Annotated in this window: 13 protein-coding genes; 8 read left to right on the top strand and 5 right to left on the bottom strand. The window is 59.4% G+C overall.

Annotated features, from left to right (window positions below; translation table 11 throughout):
- Positions 1 to 153: 153 nt before the first annotated feature.
- The 3 genes from glmM to ftsH all read right to left on the bottom strand — a co-directional run bounded on the left by glmM (position 154) and on the right by ftsH (position 4,426).
- Positions 154 to 1,506 carry a phosphoglucosamine mutase gene (gene glmM, locus EP166_RS20280; protein ID WP_127560557.1) on the bottom strand — a complete coding sequence of 451 codons (1,353 nt, stop codon included), beginning with the start codon at positions 1,504 to 1,506 and terminating at the stop codon, positions 154 to 156.
- Positions 1,507 to 1,567: 61 nt separating this feature from the next.
- Positions 1,568 to 2,422 carry a dihydropteroate synthase gene (gene folP / locus EP166_RS20275; protein WP_127560555.1) on the bottom strand — a complete coding sequence of 285 codons (855 nt, stop codon included), beginning with the start codon at positions 2,420 to 2,422 and terminating at the stop codon, positions 1,568 to 1,570.
- An 81-nt stretch (positions 2,423 to 2,503) separates the two neighbouring features.
- Positions 2,504 to 4,426, bottom strand: a complete 1,923-nt coding sequence (gene ftsH, locus EP166_RS20270) for an ATP-dependent zinc metalloprotease FtsH (protein ID WP_127560553.1) — start codon at positions 4,424 to 4,426, stop codon at positions 2,504 to 2,506.
- Positions 4,427 to 4,809: 383 nt separating this feature from the next.
- On the opposite strand from ftsH, the gene EP166_RS20265 reads away from it, so the two are divergent.
- Entirely contained in the window at positions 4,810 to 5,121 is a 312-nt protein-coding gene (locus EP166_RS20265) for a YhbY family RNA-binding protein (protein WP_127560551.1), read from the top strand.
- Between the two features lie 132 nt (positions 5,122 to 5,253).
- Here EP166_RS20265 and EP166_RS20260 read toward each other — a convergent pair whose 3' ends face one another.
- Together EP166_RS20260 and glnE are read right to left on the bottom strand one after the other, a co-directional pair.
- Positions 5,254 to 6,252: a branched-chain amino acid aminotransferase gene (locus tag EP166_RS20260; RefSeq protein WP_127560549.1), complete on the bottom strand. Its 999-nt coding sequence runs from the start codon at positions 6,250 to 6,252 to the stop codon at positions 5,254 to 5,256.
- Positions 6,253 to 6,428: 176 nt separating this feature from the next.
- The gene (gene glnE / locus EP166_RS20255) at positions 6,429 to 9,269 is read right to left on the bottom strand and encodes a bifunctional [glutamate--ammonia ligase]-adenylyl-L-tyrosine phosphorylase/[glutamate--ammonia-ligase] adenylyltransferase (protein WP_164744037.1); all 2,841 of its coding nucleotides are present in this window, start codon (positions 9,267 to 9,269) and stop codon (positions 6,429 to 6,431) included.
- Positions 9,270 to 9,569: 300 nt separating this feature from the next.
- Here glnE and EP166_RS20250 point away from each other — a divergent pair, with 300 nt between their 5' ends.
- The 7 genes from EP166_RS20250 (at position 9,570) to EP166_RS20220 (ending at position 17,030) form a co-directional block, all read left to right on the top strand.
- Positions 9,570 to 10,772: an ABC transporter substrate-binding protein gene (locus EP166_RS20250; RefSeq protein WP_127560545.1), complete on the top strand. Its 1,203-nt coding sequence runs from the start codon at positions 9,570 to 9,572 to the stop codon at positions 10,770 to 10,772.
- Positions 10,724 to 12,478: an ABC transporter permease gene (locus tag EP166_RS20245; protein ID WP_127560543.1), complete on the top strand. Its 1,755-nt coding sequence runs from the start codon at positions 10,724 to 10,726 to the stop codon at positions 12,476 to 12,478. The genes EP166_RS20250 and EP166_RS20245 overlap by 49 nt, the downstream gene beginning before the upstream one ends.
- A 16-nt stretch (positions 12,479 to 12,494) precedes the next feature.
- Positions 12,495 to 13,133 carry an ATP-binding cassette domain-containing protein gene (locus tag EP166_RS20240; RefSeq protein WP_127560541.1) on the top strand — a complete coding sequence of 213 codons (639 nt, stop codon included), beginning with the start codon at positions 12,495 to 12,497 and terminating at the stop codon, positions 13,131 to 13,133.
- Entirely contained in the window at positions 13,126 to 13,761 is a 636-nt protein-coding gene (locus tag EP166_RS20235) for a CDP-alcohol phosphatidyltransferase family protein (RefSeq protein ID WP_127560539.1), read from the top strand. The genes EP166_RS20240 and EP166_RS20235 overlap by 8 nt, the downstream gene beginning before the upstream one ends.
- A gap of 138 nt (positions 13,762 to 13,899) precedes the next feature.
- Complete coding sequence (gene gshB / locus EP166_RS20230; RefSeq protein ID WP_127560537.1) at positions 13,900 to 14,952, top strand: glutathione synthase; 1,053 nt, start codon at positions 13,900 to 13,902, stop codon at positions 14,950 to 14,952.
- Positions 14,949 to 15,437, top strand: coding sequence for a GNAT family N-acetyltransferase (locus EP166_RS20225; protein ID WP_127560535.1), 489 nt, complete (start codon positions 14,949 to 14,951; stop codon positions 15,435 to 15,437). Before gshB ends, EP166_RS20225 begins: the two co-directional genes overlap by 4 nt.
- 69 nt (positions 15,438 to 15,506) lie before the next feature.
- Positions 15,507 to 17,030, top strand: a complete 1,524-nt coding sequence (locus tag EP166_RS20220) for a cryptochrome/photolyase family protein (protein ID WP_127560533.1) — start codon at positions 15,507 to 15,509, stop codon at positions 17,028 to 17,030.
- Positions 17,031 to 17,035 lie beyond the last annotated feature (5 nt).

Raw genomic sequence — 17,035 nt, 5'->3', positions numbered from 1 at the left:
GACCTCCTTAAATCGGGCGCAGAGTGTACTGCCTTTCCACCAGCCGAGCAACAGGCTGTTTGGGAAAAACGGGGTTAAAACAACAGCTTACCCCATAAACCCCAGTGGCTGAGCGCGACATTCTGTGGAATTGGGGTTACTTTTTCCGGCAAATTATACCGTTGCAGCCTCGACCGCCGCCTTGACAACACCGGCCAACCGCTCACAACTGCGTTTTACCTGGCCAATGTCTTCCCCTTCAACCATGACCCGTACCAGCGGTTCAGTACCGGATGGACGCAGCAGTATGCGACCGGCATCGCCCAACACCCCGGCCTGCACATCCAGCTCGGCCTGTACTTCAGGCAACGCCTGAACATCCATCTTGTTCGGCATTTGCACATTGATCATGACCTGAGGGTATTTGCGCATGCCGGATTTGGCCTGCGACAGCGTCTGGTCGGCGGCCTGCAAGGCGCACAGCACCTGCAAAGCGGCGACAATGCCATCCCCCGTGGTAGTAACATGCTTGCACACCAGGTGTCCGGAATTTTCGCCCCCCAACACCCAATCGCGCTGGTGCAGCTGCTCCATTACATAGCGATCACCCACCTGTGCCCGAACCAGCTCGATGCCCTCTTTCCTGAGCGCCACCTCAAGACCCAGATTGGTCATCAGCGTACCGACTACCCCCCCCTGCAGACGATTCTGGCGGTGAAGATGAATGGCAAGCAGATACAGCAACTCGTCACCATCGACCAGCTCACCTTCATTGTCGACCATCAACACCCGGTCGCCATCGCCATCAAAGGCAATACCCAGGTCAGCCTCCTGCTCGAGCACAGCTCGCTGCAGACTGGCTGGGTGGGTTGAACCTACGCCCTTGTTGATGTTCAAGCCGTCCGGCGTGGCGCCAACCAGGCTGACCCTGGCGCCCAACTCCCGAAACACTTTGGGGGCCACATCGTAGGTAGCGCCGTGGGCACAATCGAGCACGATATGCAGGCCATCCAGGTTGAGGTAGCCTGAGGTACTTTTACAAAACTCCACATAGCGGCCACCGGCATCGTTGATGCGCACGGCCTTACCCAGCAAGTGACTCTCAGCCGTGGTCATCACCTTTTCAAGTTCGGCTTCGATGGCCAGCTCAACGTCATCGGGCAGCTTGGTGCCGTCTGCGGAGAAGAACTTGATGCCATTGTCGTAATAGGGGTTGTGCGAGGCTGAAATGACAATACCCGCGTCTGCATGAAACGCGCGAGTCAAATAGGCTACGGCTGGCGTTGGCATTGGCCCAACCAGCAGGATATCGCACCCGGCAGCCGACAAGCCGGCTTCCAGAACCGCCTCGAACATATAACCCGATATTCGGGTGTCTTTGCCGATCAGTATCTTGCTGTGCCCTTCGCTGGCGAACACCCGACCAGCAGCCCAGCCCAGCTTCAATAGAAATTCAGGAGTAATGGCGCCGCTTCCAACCCGGCCCCGTATGCCATCCGTGCCAAAATACTGTTTTTCCTGACTCACTCACTCATCTCCTTGGTTAAGGCGCTTTTGCCATAGCTACCCCTAAAAATGCGACGCCGCTTTACACCGACTGATGCAAAGCGTTAATCACGGCAATGGCATCTGCGGTTTCCGCCACATCATGCACTCGTACGATGGACGCGCCGTTCATCGCCGCAGCGACGGCAGCCGCGAGGCTGCCATAGAGGCGCTGATCGACCGGCTTGCCCAGCACATCGCCAATCATCGATTTGCGCGACAACCCTACCAGCACCGGGCAACCCCAGCGGGTAAAGCGCTGCAAATGTTTCAGTAAACTGAGATTGTGGCCCAGTGTCTTGCCAAAACCAAACCCCGGGTCAACCAAAAGTTGCTGACGTTGCAGCCCTGCAGCCTCACAAGCGCCAATACGCTCACCGAGGTAACGCTCAACTTCAGCAACCACGTCATCGTATTCCGGGCTCATCTGCATCGTGCCGGGCTGACCCTGCATGTGCATCAGACAGACCGATAGCCCAGTCTCCACCGCAGCCTGCAAGGCACCTTCGCGAGACAGGGCACGGACATCATTGATCAGGTGCGCCCCGACACGCGCCGCCTCCCGCATGACCTCCGGGGTGCTGGTATCGACCGATAAGATCACCTCGGTGTCTCGCGCCAACGCCTCAACCACGGGCACAACCCGGTCCAGCTCCTGCTGTACGCTGACCGGAGTGGCACCCGGGCGAGTGCTCTCGCCGCCCACGTCCAGAATACTGGCACCGGCCGACACCAGGCGCCGAGCCTGGGCCAGGGCCGCATCGGCTTTAATGAACCGGCCACCGTCTGAAAAACTGTCGGGAGTCACGTTCACCACGCCCATTACCCGGGTAACGCTGAGATCCAGCGAGCGATCACCAAATAACCAACCAGACCCGCTGGCGTGAGTACCTGTCATGACGGCGACTCCTTTAAACAATTGCTTACATAAAAAAACGGCGCCGGAGCGCCGTTTCAAAATTTTTGCCGAGCCAGAGGCTTATTCGGTCTGGCCGTCCCGGTCCAGATCCGCCTGGTCCTGAGCGGTTTCAGCTGCGGCATCAGCAGGCTCGCCTGAATCCGCCTTGCCACCGCCTGAATCCCGATCGTCCCAGCCTTTGGGCGCTCTTGGCTTGTTGCCGTTCATGATGTCATTGATCTGCTCGGCATCGATGGTCTCGTAATGCATCAGCGCGTCTTTCATCATTTCCAGCTTGTCGCGATTGGCTTCAAGCAATTCGCTGGCGGTTTTGTAACACCGGTCGAGAATCTTTTTGATCTCGGCATCAACCGCGCGCGCAGTCTCAGAAGACAGCTGAGCCATGGAAGACTGGCTGCCCAGATACCCCTGCTGCTCTTCTTCAAACTGCTGGGCGCCAAGCTCACTAAGGCCCCATTTGGTCACCATGTTGCGAGCCAGTTGCGTTGCCCGCTCAATGTCATTGGAGGCACCAGTGGTCACCCCTTCCTTGCCGTTGGTCATTTCTTCGGCAATACGGCCGCCATACAGCGAGCAGATCTGGCTTTCCAGCTGACGCTTGCTGATTGAGTACCGGTCTTCCTCGGGCAGGTACATGGTCACACCCAGGGCACGGCCACGCGGAATAATACTGACCTTATAGACCGGGTCGTGCTCGGGGACCAGCCGGCCAATAATGGCGTGGCCAGACTCGTGATAGGCGGTGTTAATCTTTTCTTTCTCGGACATGACCATGGATTTGCGCTCGGCACCCATCATGATCTTGTCTTTCGCCCGGTCGAATTCTTCCATCGACACGGTGCGCTTGCTGAGTCGGGCCGCAAAGAGCGCCGCTTCGTTGGCCAGGTTGGCCAGATCGGCACCCGAGAAACCGGGTGTACCGCGAGCAATCACCGACGCATCGACGTCGTCGCCGACCGGAATCTTGCGCATGTGGACTTTAAGAATCTGTTCGCGGCCACGTACGTCGGGCAACGCCACAACGACCTGGCGGTCGAACCGACCGGGACGCAGCAGCGCCGGGTCAAGCACATCGGGGCGGTTGGTGGCCGCGATGACGATGATGCCATCGTTCACTTCAAAGCCGTCCATCTCAACCAGTAACTGGTTCAGCGTTTGTTCGCGCTCATCGTTCCCACCACCGATGCCAACGCCACGTGAACGACCTACGGCGTCGATCTCGTCGATAAAGATGATACAGGGCGCTTGCTTCTTGGCCTGATCGAACATGTCACGTACGCGCGATGCACCCACACCAACAAACATTTCGACAAAGTCGGAGCCGGAAATCGAGAAGAACGGCACCTTGGCTTCACCGGCAATGGCTTTAGCCAGCAGAGTCTTACCGGTACCGGGCGAACCGACCATCAGCACACCGCGAGGGATTCGGCCACCCAGACGCTGATACTTGCCCGGGTCGCGCAAGAATTCGACCAGTTCCTGGACGTCCTCCTTGGCCTCTTCAACACCCGCTACGTCGGCGAAGGTGGTCTTGATCTGATCTTCGCTCAGCATCTTGGCCTTGCTCTTGCCAAAACTCATCGGGCCCTTGCCGCCACCGGCTCCGCCCTGCATTTGGCGCATGAAGAACATGAACACCGCAAGAATGATCAGAATCGGGAAGGCAGCCACCAGCAACTGGGACCAGATGCTTTGCTGCTCCGGCTGCTTGGATTCCACCTCGACGTTGTGCTCGATCATGTTGTCGATCAGTTCGGAATCGTCGACATAAGGCGGCCGTACGGTCTCAAAGGTTGAACCGTCACGACGAACACCGTTAATGGTCAGCCCCTGATAGACCACAGACCGCACCTGATCCTGTTCTACCTGCTGTACAAAGCGGGAGTAGCTCATTTCTTCAGAGGTGGCCGTGGTATCGAAATTGTTAAAAACGGCCAGCAGAACCGCCGCGATAATCAGCCATAGAACCAGATTTTTAGCCATATCGTTCAACTTTTACCCTCGTTGGCAGCCAGGCTGCATAGGTCGTTTGTCTCCGTCCCGGCCTACCCTCGGGTGGCCAGAGGCGGGTGCGCAACACCGGCGTGATGGTGTGATATCAGCCCGGTATTTACGCGTAAATTCGATCAGCAGACTTATCCGGCTGTTCGGAAGAAGACCTGCCCTCAAGCCTTTGATGCCAACTGGCACAGACTTTTCACACACCAAAATAATGGGGTGCGGTCACTAAAATGCAAGAACAACCGGGCTATCATCCCGATTGATCTGCAGCCTTACCCGGCTGACTGCCCGGTTGGGCTGTGTTTGGCAGGGTGTTCTAAAGTACAATGCTGTTTTTTGCAAGCAACAGAGTCTGAGAGACACCCATGAGTTTGAGTCAGGAACAACGAAAACGCTACCGTACCATAGGTCACGATCTGAACCCGCTGGTAACCATCGCCGAAAAAGGCCTGGCAGAAACCGTTCTGGCCGAGATCGACCGCGCATTGAACGACCACGAACTGATCAAGATTAAAGTCAATGTCGCCGATCGCGATCAGAAAAACGCCCTGATCCAATCTGCCTGCGAGCAAACCGGCGCCACCCTGATCCAGTCCATCGGCCGGGTCGCACTGCTACTGCGCAAGGCAAAAAAACCCAACCCCAAACTGTCCAACCTGACCCGACTCGGCAACTGACTCCGGTCAGCATCGCCGGGGCGTGGCTTCCAGGCCCTGCCCTGTTGTATCACCCTGAACGGTTCTGTTGTAAAACTTTGGTAAGTGCTCCGCTCAACCAGGGAGGTCATTCACCCCCCGGAACAGATTCCGTCATTTGACCGGCGTTAACCAGCCGTGCGGATCGTCGGACTCGCCCCATTGAACCTGATTCAGTGCTTTACGCAGGGCAAGGGTTGTTTCACCGGCCTCACCCGAGCCGACGGAAAAACGCTGCTCACCGCGAATCAGGGTGCCCACGGGCGTCAATACCGCGGCGGTTCCCGACAACGCTGCCTCAGTGCCTGGCTTGGCTGCGCGTTCTAACAGCTCGTCCACACTCAGGCTGCGTTCACTGACGGTCATGCCCCGGTCCCGAGCCAGAGTCAGGATCGAATCGCGGGTAATGCCGTGCAGGAAGGAACGGTCGAGGCTCTTGGTGATGATTTCGTTGCCATCGATCAAAATGAAGTTGGCCGCACCGGTTTCCTGAACATCGCCGTTCGGGCAAAACAATACCTGATCCGCATCGTGACGGGATTTGGCCGCCAGGATAGGGCCCAGCGCACTGGCGTAGTTGCCGCCGCTTTTTACCATGCCCATGTGCGGCGCACAGCGCATGCCGTCTTCCTCCAGCAAGAGCGACAGTGCCTTGCCACCGCCGGCAAAATAATCACCGACTGGCGATAGCAACACATACAGCAGTGAACTCTCAGTAGGAGCTGCGGCCTTGCCTATCGCCGCTTCGGTGCCTATATGCGTTGGCCGAATGTACATGGACCCCGGCGTTTCGGGCACATCGTCTTTGAAGCGTGCGACGATATCGATGATCATCTGTTTCAACTGAGCTTTGTCGATGGCTGGCAAGTTCAGCAACTGGCTGCTTTGCGCCATGCGCTCAATGTTGGCATCCATTCTGAAGATATTGACCGAACCGTCGGCATGACGGAACGCCTTGAGGCCCTCGAAACAGGTACTGGAATAGTGCAGTACGTGCGCGCCCGGATGCAGCGTCAGTGAATTGGAGGAAACGATCTCGGTCTGGCTCCAAGCGCCATTGTCATACTGAGCCAATGCCATTTGCGGCATGAATACGGTACCAAATGCGGCCATTACAAATTCCCAATGCTGTGGGCCAGATTCAAGCCCGTGGTCGAGGCGTCGGCCCTTGGGCGACGATGCCTCATTGTATGCCAAGTTAAGAGCCGGACTCTAGCGCCAAAGGCCCGGAACACCATGCATTGATATCAACACTGTATTCCTCACCTGACACCCCGGCCAACACCCGGTCACTGCGGTGGCTGCTCGGCTGGCGACTCGGCGCCAAGCCAGTGCTGCCACTGTGCCCGAATCAGCTCGCGCACCCGCGCCAGCTCGGGGGTCATCTGCGCCACCGGTACCGTGGTGGAGGTTCCTGACAACACCGCATGATGGGTGTGCTCGCGCAGCGTCAGATAGGCATCGAGCCACTGGTCGGCCTGTTCACCGGTCAGTACGCCCGCCTCGCGCAGGGCTTTGATGCAGCGCACATTGTCGGACCAGCGGGCGACTTCGGGGTGGTCGTCGGCGTAGGCCAGCACCAGGTACTGCACCAGAAACTCCAGATCAACAATGCCACCCGGGTCCTGCTTGATGTGAAACACCTCATCCGCCTTGCCCTTCTGCGCCTGGCTGGACAGGTGCCCCACCATTTTCCGGCGCATTTGAATCACGTCTTCGCGCAGTGTCTCGCGGTCTCGGGGTCGTTGCAGAATATCCTGACGGACGGCGTTAAACGCCGTTTGCAATTCCGGGTCGCCCGCAATAAACCGGGCCCTGACCAGTGCCTGGTGCTCCCAGGTCCAGGCCTTGCTGTTCTGATACTTCTCGAATGCCGTCAGGCTGGTCACCAGCAGGCCGGAGTTGCCAGAGGGTCGCAGTCGGGTATCCACTTCATAGAGGGTTCCGCTCGGCGTCGCGGTGCTGAGCAGATGGATCAGCCGCTGCCCCAGCCGAGCCATAAAGACCACGTTGTCGATCACCTTCGGGCCCTCGGTTTCGCCCTGAGCCGAGGCCTGATGCAGAAACACCAGGTCGAGATCCGATTCGTAGGACAGCTCCAGCCCACCCATTTTGCCGTAGGCGACAACGCCAAAATCGAGTTCACACCAGTCGCCATTATCGCGACTGGGCCGCCCGTGCTTGTCGACCATCTGTTGCCAGGCGAGCGCCAGAGCCTGCTCAACCACAACCTCGCCAACCCAGGCCAGGTAATCCGAAATTTTCATCAGTGGCAGCATGGCAGCGACTTCGCAGGCTGCCGCCCGCAATACCCGGCCATGACGAAAATGGCGCAGCACTTCCATTTGCTGTTCAAGATCGTCCGCAGGCACCCGCAGCAGCGTCTGGTGCAGGTCATCGGTCAGTTCGCCACGCTGCGGCAGGCGGTACAGGCTATCGGGGTCGGACAGCTCATCGAGCAAATAGGGTTTCTGGGCGAACAGGTTAGCGATCCACGGAGACGCTGGCGCCAGTCGGCACAGCTGGCGCAGGGCGTCCGGGTTTTCGGCCAACAGGACGAAATACACCGATCGCCGCAGAATAGCCTCCAGAATCGGGCGCAATGCCTCGAACCCGCTGGCCAGCCTGTTATTGCCTGACAACTCGGTCAGCAGCATGGGCATCACTTGGTCCAGGTTGTCGCGGGCCTGCCCTTGCAAGCGCTTCACCGCAGCTTCATTGCGAAAGGCCAGCACCGCCTCGGTGTCTCGGCTGTCACCATCCGTCGACGGGCACTGCCCGTCACGCCACAGGGCCACCATGTCCGGATTCAGGGCACGGGACGATTCGGCGTCCTCAGCCACCACCTGCTGGAAATGGTGATGCACCCGCTCACGATAATGCGCCAGTTTCGCCAGCAGAGCCTCGACCGAATCAAACCCCATCGACCAGGCCAAACGTGCCCGGTCGGCATCATCCCTTGGCAGGCGCTGCGTTTGTTCATCGCGCAGCGCCTGTATGCGGTGCTCGAGATCGCGCAGAAACCCGTAAGCGTCCGTCAGCTCCCGGCTGACGTCGGGGGGCAAATAGCCTTCGTCTGCCAGCATCGACAACACTGGCCAGGTACCGCGCTCCTGCAAGGCAATGTCTTGCCCGCCCCGTATCAGTTGAAACGCCTGGGCGATAAATTCAACCTCGCGGATCCCCCCCTGCCCCAGCTTGATGTTGTCTTCCAATTGCTGTCGGCGTACCTCCTTCTGAATCATTGATTTCAGCCGTCGCAGTGCGCCCAGCGCGTGAAAGTCAACGTAGCGACGATAGACAAAGGCTTTCAGGTCCTGCTCCAACTCGGCCTGTGCCGCCGGCGCACCGGTAACCGGACGCGCTTTGACCATGGCAAACCGCTCCCACTCCCGGCCCTGATGGGTGTAGTAATGGTGCATGGCGGCAAAATTACTGACCAGAGCACCGCTCTGACCCCAGGGTCGCAACCTCATGTCGACCCGAAATACAAACCCCTCTGGGGTACGGGTATCCAGCAACTGGATAACCGTTCGCCCGACCCGGGTAAAAAATTCCTCGTGGCTGCGCCCGTTGCTCACCTCTCCCTGGCTGGGAAAGGCGAAGATCAGATCAATGTCCGACGACAAATTCAGTTCCCGCGCACCATGTTTACCCATGGCCAACACAACCAGGCTTTGATGCGGTTCGCCGAACTGGGACGGAGCCGGTGCCCCCCATTGTTCAGTCCAGTGAGTCTCGGCATAGGTCACCGCACACCGGATGGCGATATCGGCCAGGTCTGACACCGCCCGGGCGGTTTTCCGAGCTGTTGACTGGCCATTGGCATCTTGCACGATCAAACGGGCCATTTGCCGGTTGCGCCAATTGCGCAGGTCGGCCTTGGCCAGGTCCAGGTCACCCAGTGGCCAGTGTGCGCTGAGCGCATCCAGGTCAGCGCCGGGTGGCTGCGGATCGGTGACCCATCGCGCAACATCTGCCATGCCGCTGACGCTCAGCAGCTCATCGAACCAGGGGCTGCACACCGCCGTCCTGGCCAGCTGCTGGGCAATATCGGCCTCAAGTCCGGCCGCTTTGGCCTGTTCAAGCCATTGCTGGAAGGAAGCGTCTAGCGTGGAAGGTGGCGTCACAGTGGTTCTCTCTTTTTTTTGAAGGCGATGGGTTACCGGATACTGCCAAAACCCGGAGCACATGGAAACTGCATCCAATTCACGTTCTGGCTGCGTAAGGGATTAAGCAACGGAACCGGGCGTCCAGGTTGCGCCCGATGAGTGTAAGAAACGCAGCCGTCGTACGACTCTCATTTAAGGTACCATTATCCCGGCAGGGATCGGTCGGAGACCCACACACAAGCTGCAACACGTATCTGGCCTCTACGACCGACAGCATAGACGACCCATTACATCAATCAGTTTTAAAAAGGATACCGCATGACTCGACATCGCTGGGCGCTCGCCGCGACCCTGACGGCAACACTGGCCACGGGTACAGCCCTGGCGGAAACCAACTGGACCGGGACGCTGGAACAAGCCCGGGGCCAGACGGTCTATTTTCACGCCTGGGGCGGCAGTGAGGTCATCAACGACTACCTGCGCTGGGCTGCCGAGCGGGTTGAAGACGAGTTCGAAGTAACACTCGAACACGTTAAAGTGGCCGAAATCGGCACAACAATCAGCCAGATTCTGTCGGAGAAAACCGCCGGTCGCGATAGCGGTGGCGCTGCTGACCTTGTTTGGATCAACGGTGAAAACTTCGCCGCGATGAAAGAGAACGACCTGTTGTTCGGCCCGTTCACCCAGGATCTGCCAAACTACCCCCTGGTCGATACCGACAACAAACCCACCACCCTGTTTGATTTCACCACTCCGGTCGACAACCTCGAAGCCCCTTGGGGCATGGCACAACTGGTGTTTATGGCGGATACGGCGCGTGTCGATGCAACACCTCGCTCCATGCTCGATCTGCTCGACTTTGCCCGCGACAATCCAGGCCGGGTTACCTACCCGGCACCACCGGCGTTTCACGGCACCACCTTTCTCAAACAGGCCCTGCTCGAGCTGGCCGCCGATCGTGACCCCCTGTACAGCCCGGTAGATGAGGCCGACTTCGACACCGTCACCGAACCGCTCTGGGCCTACCTGGATCTGCTGCACCCGCTGATGTGGCGCAACGGAGAGACCTTTACCAGTGGCGCCCCGGAAATGACGCAGCTATTGAACGATGGTGAAATTGTCTTGTCGCTGTCGTTCAATCCGAACGATGCCAGCAATGCCATCGCCAACGGTGAACTGCCCGACACGGTGCGTACCTACGTTCATGACGCTGGCTCCATCGGCAATACGCATTTTATCGGCATCCCCTACAACAGCGACAACACAGCGGCGGCGCAGGTGGTTGCCAACTTCCTGATGTCACCGGAAGCCCAGGCCCACAAAGCCGATACCTCGATTTGGGGTGACCCCACGGTGCTGGCGCTCGACAAGCTGGCCGAATCCGACCGGGCACTGTTCGAGCAACTGCCGGCAGGCGTGGCCACACTCTCGGCCGATGAGCTCGGCGCGGTGCTGCGCGAACCGGACGCCAGTTGGGTTCCGGCCCTGGAACGCGCCTGGCAACAACGTTACGCCCGTTGATCACCCGGTTACTCCCCTGGTTCCCGCGCCTGCTGCTACTGGCGTTTCTAACACCGGTACTGGTCGGGCTGGCGGGCACCTGGTTACCCGCTTTTGGCTGGTTCCCCGCGCTGGAACAGCGTTCGTTGTCGCTGGCTCCCTGGCTTGAGCTGCTGCACTATCCGGGCACGGGAACGGCCCTGCGCCTGTCGGTGCTCACTGGCCTTGGCTCATCCCTGCTGGCACTGGGCGCTACGTTGCTGATTCTGATGGCCTTTTACCCGTCCCGGGGCTTTCGCCGACTGGAGAAACTGCTGGCGCCCATCCTGTCGGTTCCCCATGCCGCCTTTGCCATCGGCATCGGCTTCCTGGTCGCCCCCAGCGGCTGGCTGGTTCGCTGGCTTGCGGTATTGACTGGCTGGCCGGAGTACCCGCCCAACTGGATGACGTTCAAAGACCCCTATGGCCTTAGCCTGATGCTGGTTCTGGCGCTGAAGGAAATTCCGTTTCTGTTGTTCATGGCGCTGGCGTCCCTTCCTGCTCTGAAGGTGGAAAAAACGCTCTGGCTCGGTGCCAGCCTGGGTTATCGCCCGGGCAAGGTCTGGCTGACGCTGATCTGGCCCGTCCTTTACGGCCGCTTGAGGCTGCCGTTCTACGCCGTGGTCGCTTTCAGCCTGTCGGTTGTGGACATTGCGCTCATTGCCGGCCCTACCGCGCCACCGACCCTGGCCGTAATGGCCACCCGACTGTTCAACGACCCGGACCTGCTGCTGCGTTTACCAGGGGCGGCAGCCGCCACAACCCTATTATTGGTGACGGTTCTGTCGCTGGCCATTCTGTACTATCTGGAACGCCCCCTGCGGTGGCTGTGTCTGCGTCTGCTGAGCAATGGTAAACGCCCTCGTCTGAGGCTGGGTTTGCGTATTTGGGCGTCACTGGTACTGATACCCGGCACCTTTTTTTACCTGGGATCGCTGCTCGTCCTGATCCTTTGGTCCTTTGCCGGTCAGTGGCGCTTCCCCGGGCTCTGGCCCGATCCTTTCAGCTCCCGCACCTGGGTCAGTGCTCCGGAGCGCCTGCTCGACCCGCTCTGGCTGACACTCAGCACCGGGCTGAGCGCAGCGGTCATCGCACTGGTGCTGGTGATTGGTGCGCTGGAAAACGAGGTACGGTTGCGCCAGCTGAAACCGGGCTTTACGGCTCAACGCTTGCTTTGGGTGGTGTATTTACCGCTGCTGGTGCCGCAAATTGCCTTCCTGTTCGGTTTTCAGGTCAGTCTGGCCTGGCTGGAGCTGGGTGGACGCTGGTGGGTCTTGGTCTGGTCGCATCTCGTGTTCGTGCTGCCCTACACCTTTCTGACACTGAGCGGCCCCTACCGCGCCTATGACGAGCGCTACACCTGGGTTGGCCTGAGCCTCAGCGGCCATAGGCTGGCGACGTTCTGGCGTATTAAACTCGGGCAGTTGTGGCGGCCGCTGGGTTATACCCTGGCCACCGGCTTTGCGGTATCGGTCGCCCAGTACCTGCCGACACTGTTTATCGGCGGCGGACGCTTTGCCACCATTACCACCGAGGCCGTCAGTCTGGCCAGTGGCAGTAACCGGCGCAGCATGGCGGTTTATGCACTGGTGCAGCAGTTGCTGCCGCTGATCGGCTTTGCACTGGCGCTGTCACTGGCGGCCTGGCGTTACCGACATCACCGGGCCCTGCAGCAGAGCCAAACCTGACATAAACGGACAACGCATGGCATTCGACATTGAACAGCTGAGCCTCGCGCTCAATCACAGCCCGCTTTTCCAGCCACTGACGGTGCATCTGGAACCCGGACAAATCGGGACCGTTATGGGGCCTAGTGGGTCCGGCAAATCAACGCTGCTCGCCGCCATTTCCGGCACCCTGCCACCGGTCTTTGAGCTGGGCGGCGACATCCGGCTCAATGGCCAAAGCCTGCTCAGTGTGCCCATTGAACACCGCCAGGTCGGTATTCTGTTTCAGGACGACCTGCTGTTCCCGCACCTGAACGTTTATCAGAATCTGGTGTTCGCGCTGCCCGGTGGCCTGAACCGAGCGCAAAAGCGCGAGCGCATTGCGTCGGCTCTGGCCAGTGCCGGACTGGCTGACTTTGAACGGCGCGACGTCGCCACCCTGTCCGGCGGGCAACGCGCCCGCATCAGCCTGTTGCGTACCCTGCTGGCCGAACCGCGCCTGATCTTGCTGGACGAACCCTTTTCCAAGCTGGATCAGCACTTGCGCGGCCAGTTCCGGGACTGGGTGTTCAGCCGCATCATTGAGCTTGGCATACCAGCGCTGATGGTTACCCACGACCCGGCCGACCGGCCCGTACAGGGCCGGCTGATTACCCTGGAGACCTCCGATGCTTGACCGCTGGACCCTGACCCTGACCAAACCCCCGCTTAAACGGCTGGCCCGAGGCTGCGACCAACAGGGCATTCGCGCCAATCAGGTCACCCTGGCCGGTTTTGCACTGGGCATGCTGGTGATGCCTCTGCTGGCGTTTCAGCTTTATAGCCTGGCGCTGATCGCCGTTCTGCTGAACCGGCTGGCCGACGGGCTCGATGGTGAACTCGCCCGGTTGCAAGGCGCCACAGACGGCGGAGCACTGCTCGACATCGTGCTGGATTTTATCTTCTACGCGGCCGTGGTGGCCGGCTTTGCATTGGCTAACCCGGCCGACAACGCGCTGGCGGCAGCGTTTCTGCTCTGGGGTTTCATGGGCACCGCCAGCAGTTTTCTCGCCTATGCCATTCTGGCCGAGCGGCGCAAGCTGAGCAGCATGACCTACCCCAGCAAAGGCTTCTACTACCTTGAGGGGCTGGCCGAGGGCACCGAAACCATCGCGTTCCTGGTCGCCATGTGCCTGTTTCCGGGGCACTTTGCCGGGCTTGCCTGGGCATTTTTCGGTCTATGCGTCATCACCACGGCAACCCGGGTCGTGGGGGGCTACCACAGCCTGAAAGACGACCCGGCAACCGATCACCAGGACGGCTGACGCATAAAGCCTTTGCAGCGCCCAGGGGTTAAACCGTAAACTCCGCGGCCCGGTTGCCGCCTGGCCATCGAGGGGTTAGGCTGATGGCAGCATCGCATCCAATAATCGCCAACTTCGACTATTCGCAAAGGGTAAGCCATGTACATTGCTTTTCTGATCAACGCCTGGGAAGACATCGAACCCGGCAAAAGCTCTACCCTGGTGATGATCCAGGAATGCCTGACGCGCGGCCACAAGGTAGCGCTGCTCTACCCGCAGAACCTGACCGTGCGCAACAACGTGGTGAACGGCTTTTCGCGGGTGATTCAACCGATCGACAAGGTGCCGGAAAGCGTCTCCACGTTGTACAAGAAGATTCGTTTCGATGAAAAAATGCTGCCGTTGCATGCCTTCGACTGCATCATGATCCGTAAGGATCCGCCCATCGACCCGACCATTCTGAGCTTCCTTGATGCCGTCAAGAACGAGACCCTGGTCATCAACGACGTCGACGGCGTGCGCAAAGCCAGTAACAAGCTGTACACCACCACCTTTCACGACCCGGAAAACCACTTTCTGCCGGAGACCCATGTCTCCAAGAACAAGGATTACCTGCTGCGCGTGATTCGCGAGAGTGACCGCGCCAAGTGGATTCTAAAGCCTCTGGATGGCAGCGGTGGCCACGGCGTCATCGTGCTCGAAAAAGCGGCACAATCGAGCATCAAGAGCCTGCTCGACTTTTACATCGACCGGGAGCGCAACAACTACGTCATTCTGCAAGCCTACATTGAGGGGGCGGAGCACGGTGATGTGCGAGTGCTCATGCTCAATGGCAAGGCCATCGGCGCTTACCATCGCAAGCCGGCAGACGGCGATGTTCGCGCCAACATCCAGGCTGGTGGCAGTGCCCATATCTGGAAACTGACGGAAGAACAAAAACGCGTTTGCCGGAAAATCGGCCCCAAACTGGTCGCCGATGGCCTCGACTTTGTCGGCCTGGACCTGATTGGCGAACGCCTGCTCGAAGTCAACGTCTGCAACCCCGGTGGCATCACCAATATCAACCGCCTGAGCAAGGTCAAGTTGCAAAAGCAGGTCATCGACTTTCTGGAAGACCGGGTCAGTGAGCGGCGTGAAAAGCACGCTGAACTGGAGCACCTGATGAAGCGCCTGTCCGACCTGCGCTCGCGGGATCTGCTGGACAACGAATGACCCCTAAAAAACAGCCAGTCTCCAGTACGCCATTGCGTATCGACTGGCTTTCCGATGCGGATATCGCGGCACTGCAGGCCCGGCCAGAGCAGTGCCGCTTCCTGTTCGGTCACCCCGCACTGCTGCTGGAACTGCAAAACCTGATGCAGACCAACCCATCTGAGGCGCACTGGTACCGCCCGGCTTGCGTTTACCCGCAAGACAATGCCGTTGCCGCGGGTGGATTCAAGGGCCCGCCCATCAACGGAACGGTCGAGCTGGGCTACCGCACTCACCCCGACTGGCGCCGCCAGGGCTATGCCACAGAACTGGTGCGCTGGTTGTGCGCGGCCGCACAACGCGAGGGTCTAACCCGGGTTGTTGCCGTGACGGCCACCGGCAATCTGGCCTCACAGGCGGTACTGGCCCAAACCGGCTTCGTTCACACCGGAGACTTTCTCAGCGACAGCCAGCAATGGCTGCAACGCTGGCAACACACGCTCTGATCGTCAACCATCCAGACCCCGGTTCATTCCGTACCTTTGCAACCCTAACCGTTTCCCGCAGAGGCTCGCATGCAACTCGGTCTTATTCTTGGTGACCAGCTTTCCCGGACGCTGCCGACCCTTCGGCGCCTGAACCGCGACCGCGATTTCATCGTCATGGCCGAGGTCTGGGCTGAAGCCCGGTATGTGCCGCATCACCGGCAAAAGCTCTTCAACTGCTTCAGTGCCATGCGGCATTTTGCCGATACGCTGGCGTCAGCTGGCTGGCGTGTACGTTACCTCCCGCTGGATGGCGCTAGGGTCTACGCCAGTTTGCGAGAGGCCGTCGAAGCTGTGGTCACCGAAAACCCCGTTGACCGCATCGTGGTAACCGAACCCGGCGAGCACCGGCTGCTGACTGACATCGCCCACTGGGAGACGCATTTTGGATGCCCGGTCGAGGTGTTGGAAGATACGCGTTTTTTGATCTCCCTAACCGATTTTGCCGCCTGGGCGGACGGTCGCAAGGCCTTGCGCATGGAGTATTTCTATCGCTGGATGCGCCAGCGCACCGGTCTGCTGATGACTGAAGACAACCGGCCAGAAGGCGACCAATGGAATTTCGATGCCGACAACCGCCGCGCCTGGCGTGGCGACCCTCCGACACCAGCCCCCCTGCTGTTCGAGCCAGACAGCATCGACCAGCGCGTTGCAGCCATGATCGACGACCAGTTCGCTGATGGCTGGGGTGACGTTCAACCGGGCCTCTGGCCGGTGACGCGCGCTCAGGCTGAAGCTTCGCTAAACCATGCGGTCAGCCATTTGGACTGTTTCGGCGACTATCAGGATGCCATGGCCAACGGTGAGCCCTGGCTGTTTCACAGCCGCTTATCATCGGCTCTGAATCAGGGGCTGTTGAGCCCACTGGAAGTCTGTGAGGCGGTGGCCGATGCCTATTACCGCGACCGGATACCGTTGAACGCCGCCGAGGGTTTTATTCGACAAATCATTGGCTGGCGGGAGTTCGTGCGGGGGCTATACTGGCACCTGCGCCTGTACGAACCCCAAAACGGCCTCGACCATCACCAAAACCTCCCGACCTATTTCTGGTCCGGGGAAACCCGCATGAACTGCGTGCATCAGACAGTGACCCAAACCCGGGCTTATGGCTACGCGCACCATATCCAACGCCTCATGGTCACCGGGAATTTCGCGTTGATTGCGGAGCTGGATCCGGAGGCGGTCAGCGAGTGGTATCTGAGCGTTTATGTGGACGCCTATCAGTGGGTAGAACGACCCAACACTCTGGGCATGGCGCTTCATGCCGACGGCGGCCGCATGACCAGCAAGCCCTACGCGGCTTCTGGCCAGTACATCAACCGGCAATCGGACTACTGTAAAACTTGCTGGTACAAGGTAAAAGAGTCGACGGGCACCCGCGCTTGCCCGTTCAATGGATTGTACTGGCACTTTTTAATGCGCCATCAGGATCGTTTTCGCAGCAATGGTCGAATGGGCCTGATGTACCGGAACCTGGATAAAAAAAGTGAGGCAGAACGCACTGCGTTGTGGCAGCAAGGCGAGCAATTAATTGCGCGCCTTACCTCGCTGTAAACCCG

Source organism: Saccharospirillum alexandrii (assembly GCF_004000275.1).
Classification (GTDB): Bacteria; Pseudomonadota; Gammaproteobacteria; order Pseudomonadales; family Natronospirillaceae; genus Saccharospirillum; species Saccharospirillum alexandrii.
The sequence above is the reverse complement of the archived record's forward strand: the minus strand, read 5'-3'. Positions and strand labels throughout refer to the sequence as shown.

Bases quoted from the DNA above. Each gene is read 5' to 3' on its own strand.
- folP (WP_127560555.1), bottom strand. From the start codon at position 2,422: ATGACAGGTACTCACGCCAGCGGGTCTGGTTGGTTATTTGGTGATCGC.
- ftsH (WP_127560553.1), bottom strand. From the start codon at position 4,426: ATGGCTAAAAATCTGGTTCTATGGCTGATTATCGCGGCGGTTCTGCTG.
- EP166_RS20265 (WP_127560551.1), top strand. From the start codon at position 4,810: ATGAGTTTGAGTCAGGAACAACGAAAACGCTACCGTACCATAGGTCAC.
- EP166_RS20260 (WP_127560549.1), bottom strand. From the start codon at position 6,252: ATGGCCGCATTTGGTACCGTATTCATGCCGCAAATGGCATTGGCTCAG.
- EP166_RS20250 (WP_127560545.1), top strand. From the start codon at position 9,570: ATGACTCGACATCGCTGGGCGCTCGCCGCGACCCTGACGGCAACACTG.
- EP166_RS20240 (WP_127560541.1), top strand. From the start codon at position 12,495: ATGGCATTCGACATTGAACAGCTGAGCCTCGCGCTCAATCACAGCCCG.
- EP166_RS20235 (WP_127560539.1), top strand. From the start codon at position 13,126: ATGCTTGACCGCTGGACCCTGACCCTGACCAAACCCCCGCTTAAACGG.
- gshB (WP_127560537.1), top strand. From the start codon at position 13,900: ATGTACATTGCTTTTCTGATCAACGCCTGGGAAGACATCGAACCCGGC.
- EP166_RS20225 (WP_127560535.1), top strand. From the start codon at position 14,949: ATGACCCCTAAAAAACAGCCAGTCTCCAGTACGCCATTGCGTATCGAC.
- EP166_RS20220 (WP_127560533.1), top strand. From the start codon at position 15,507: ATGCAACTCGGTCTTATTCTTGGTGACCAGCTTTCCCGGACGCTGCCG.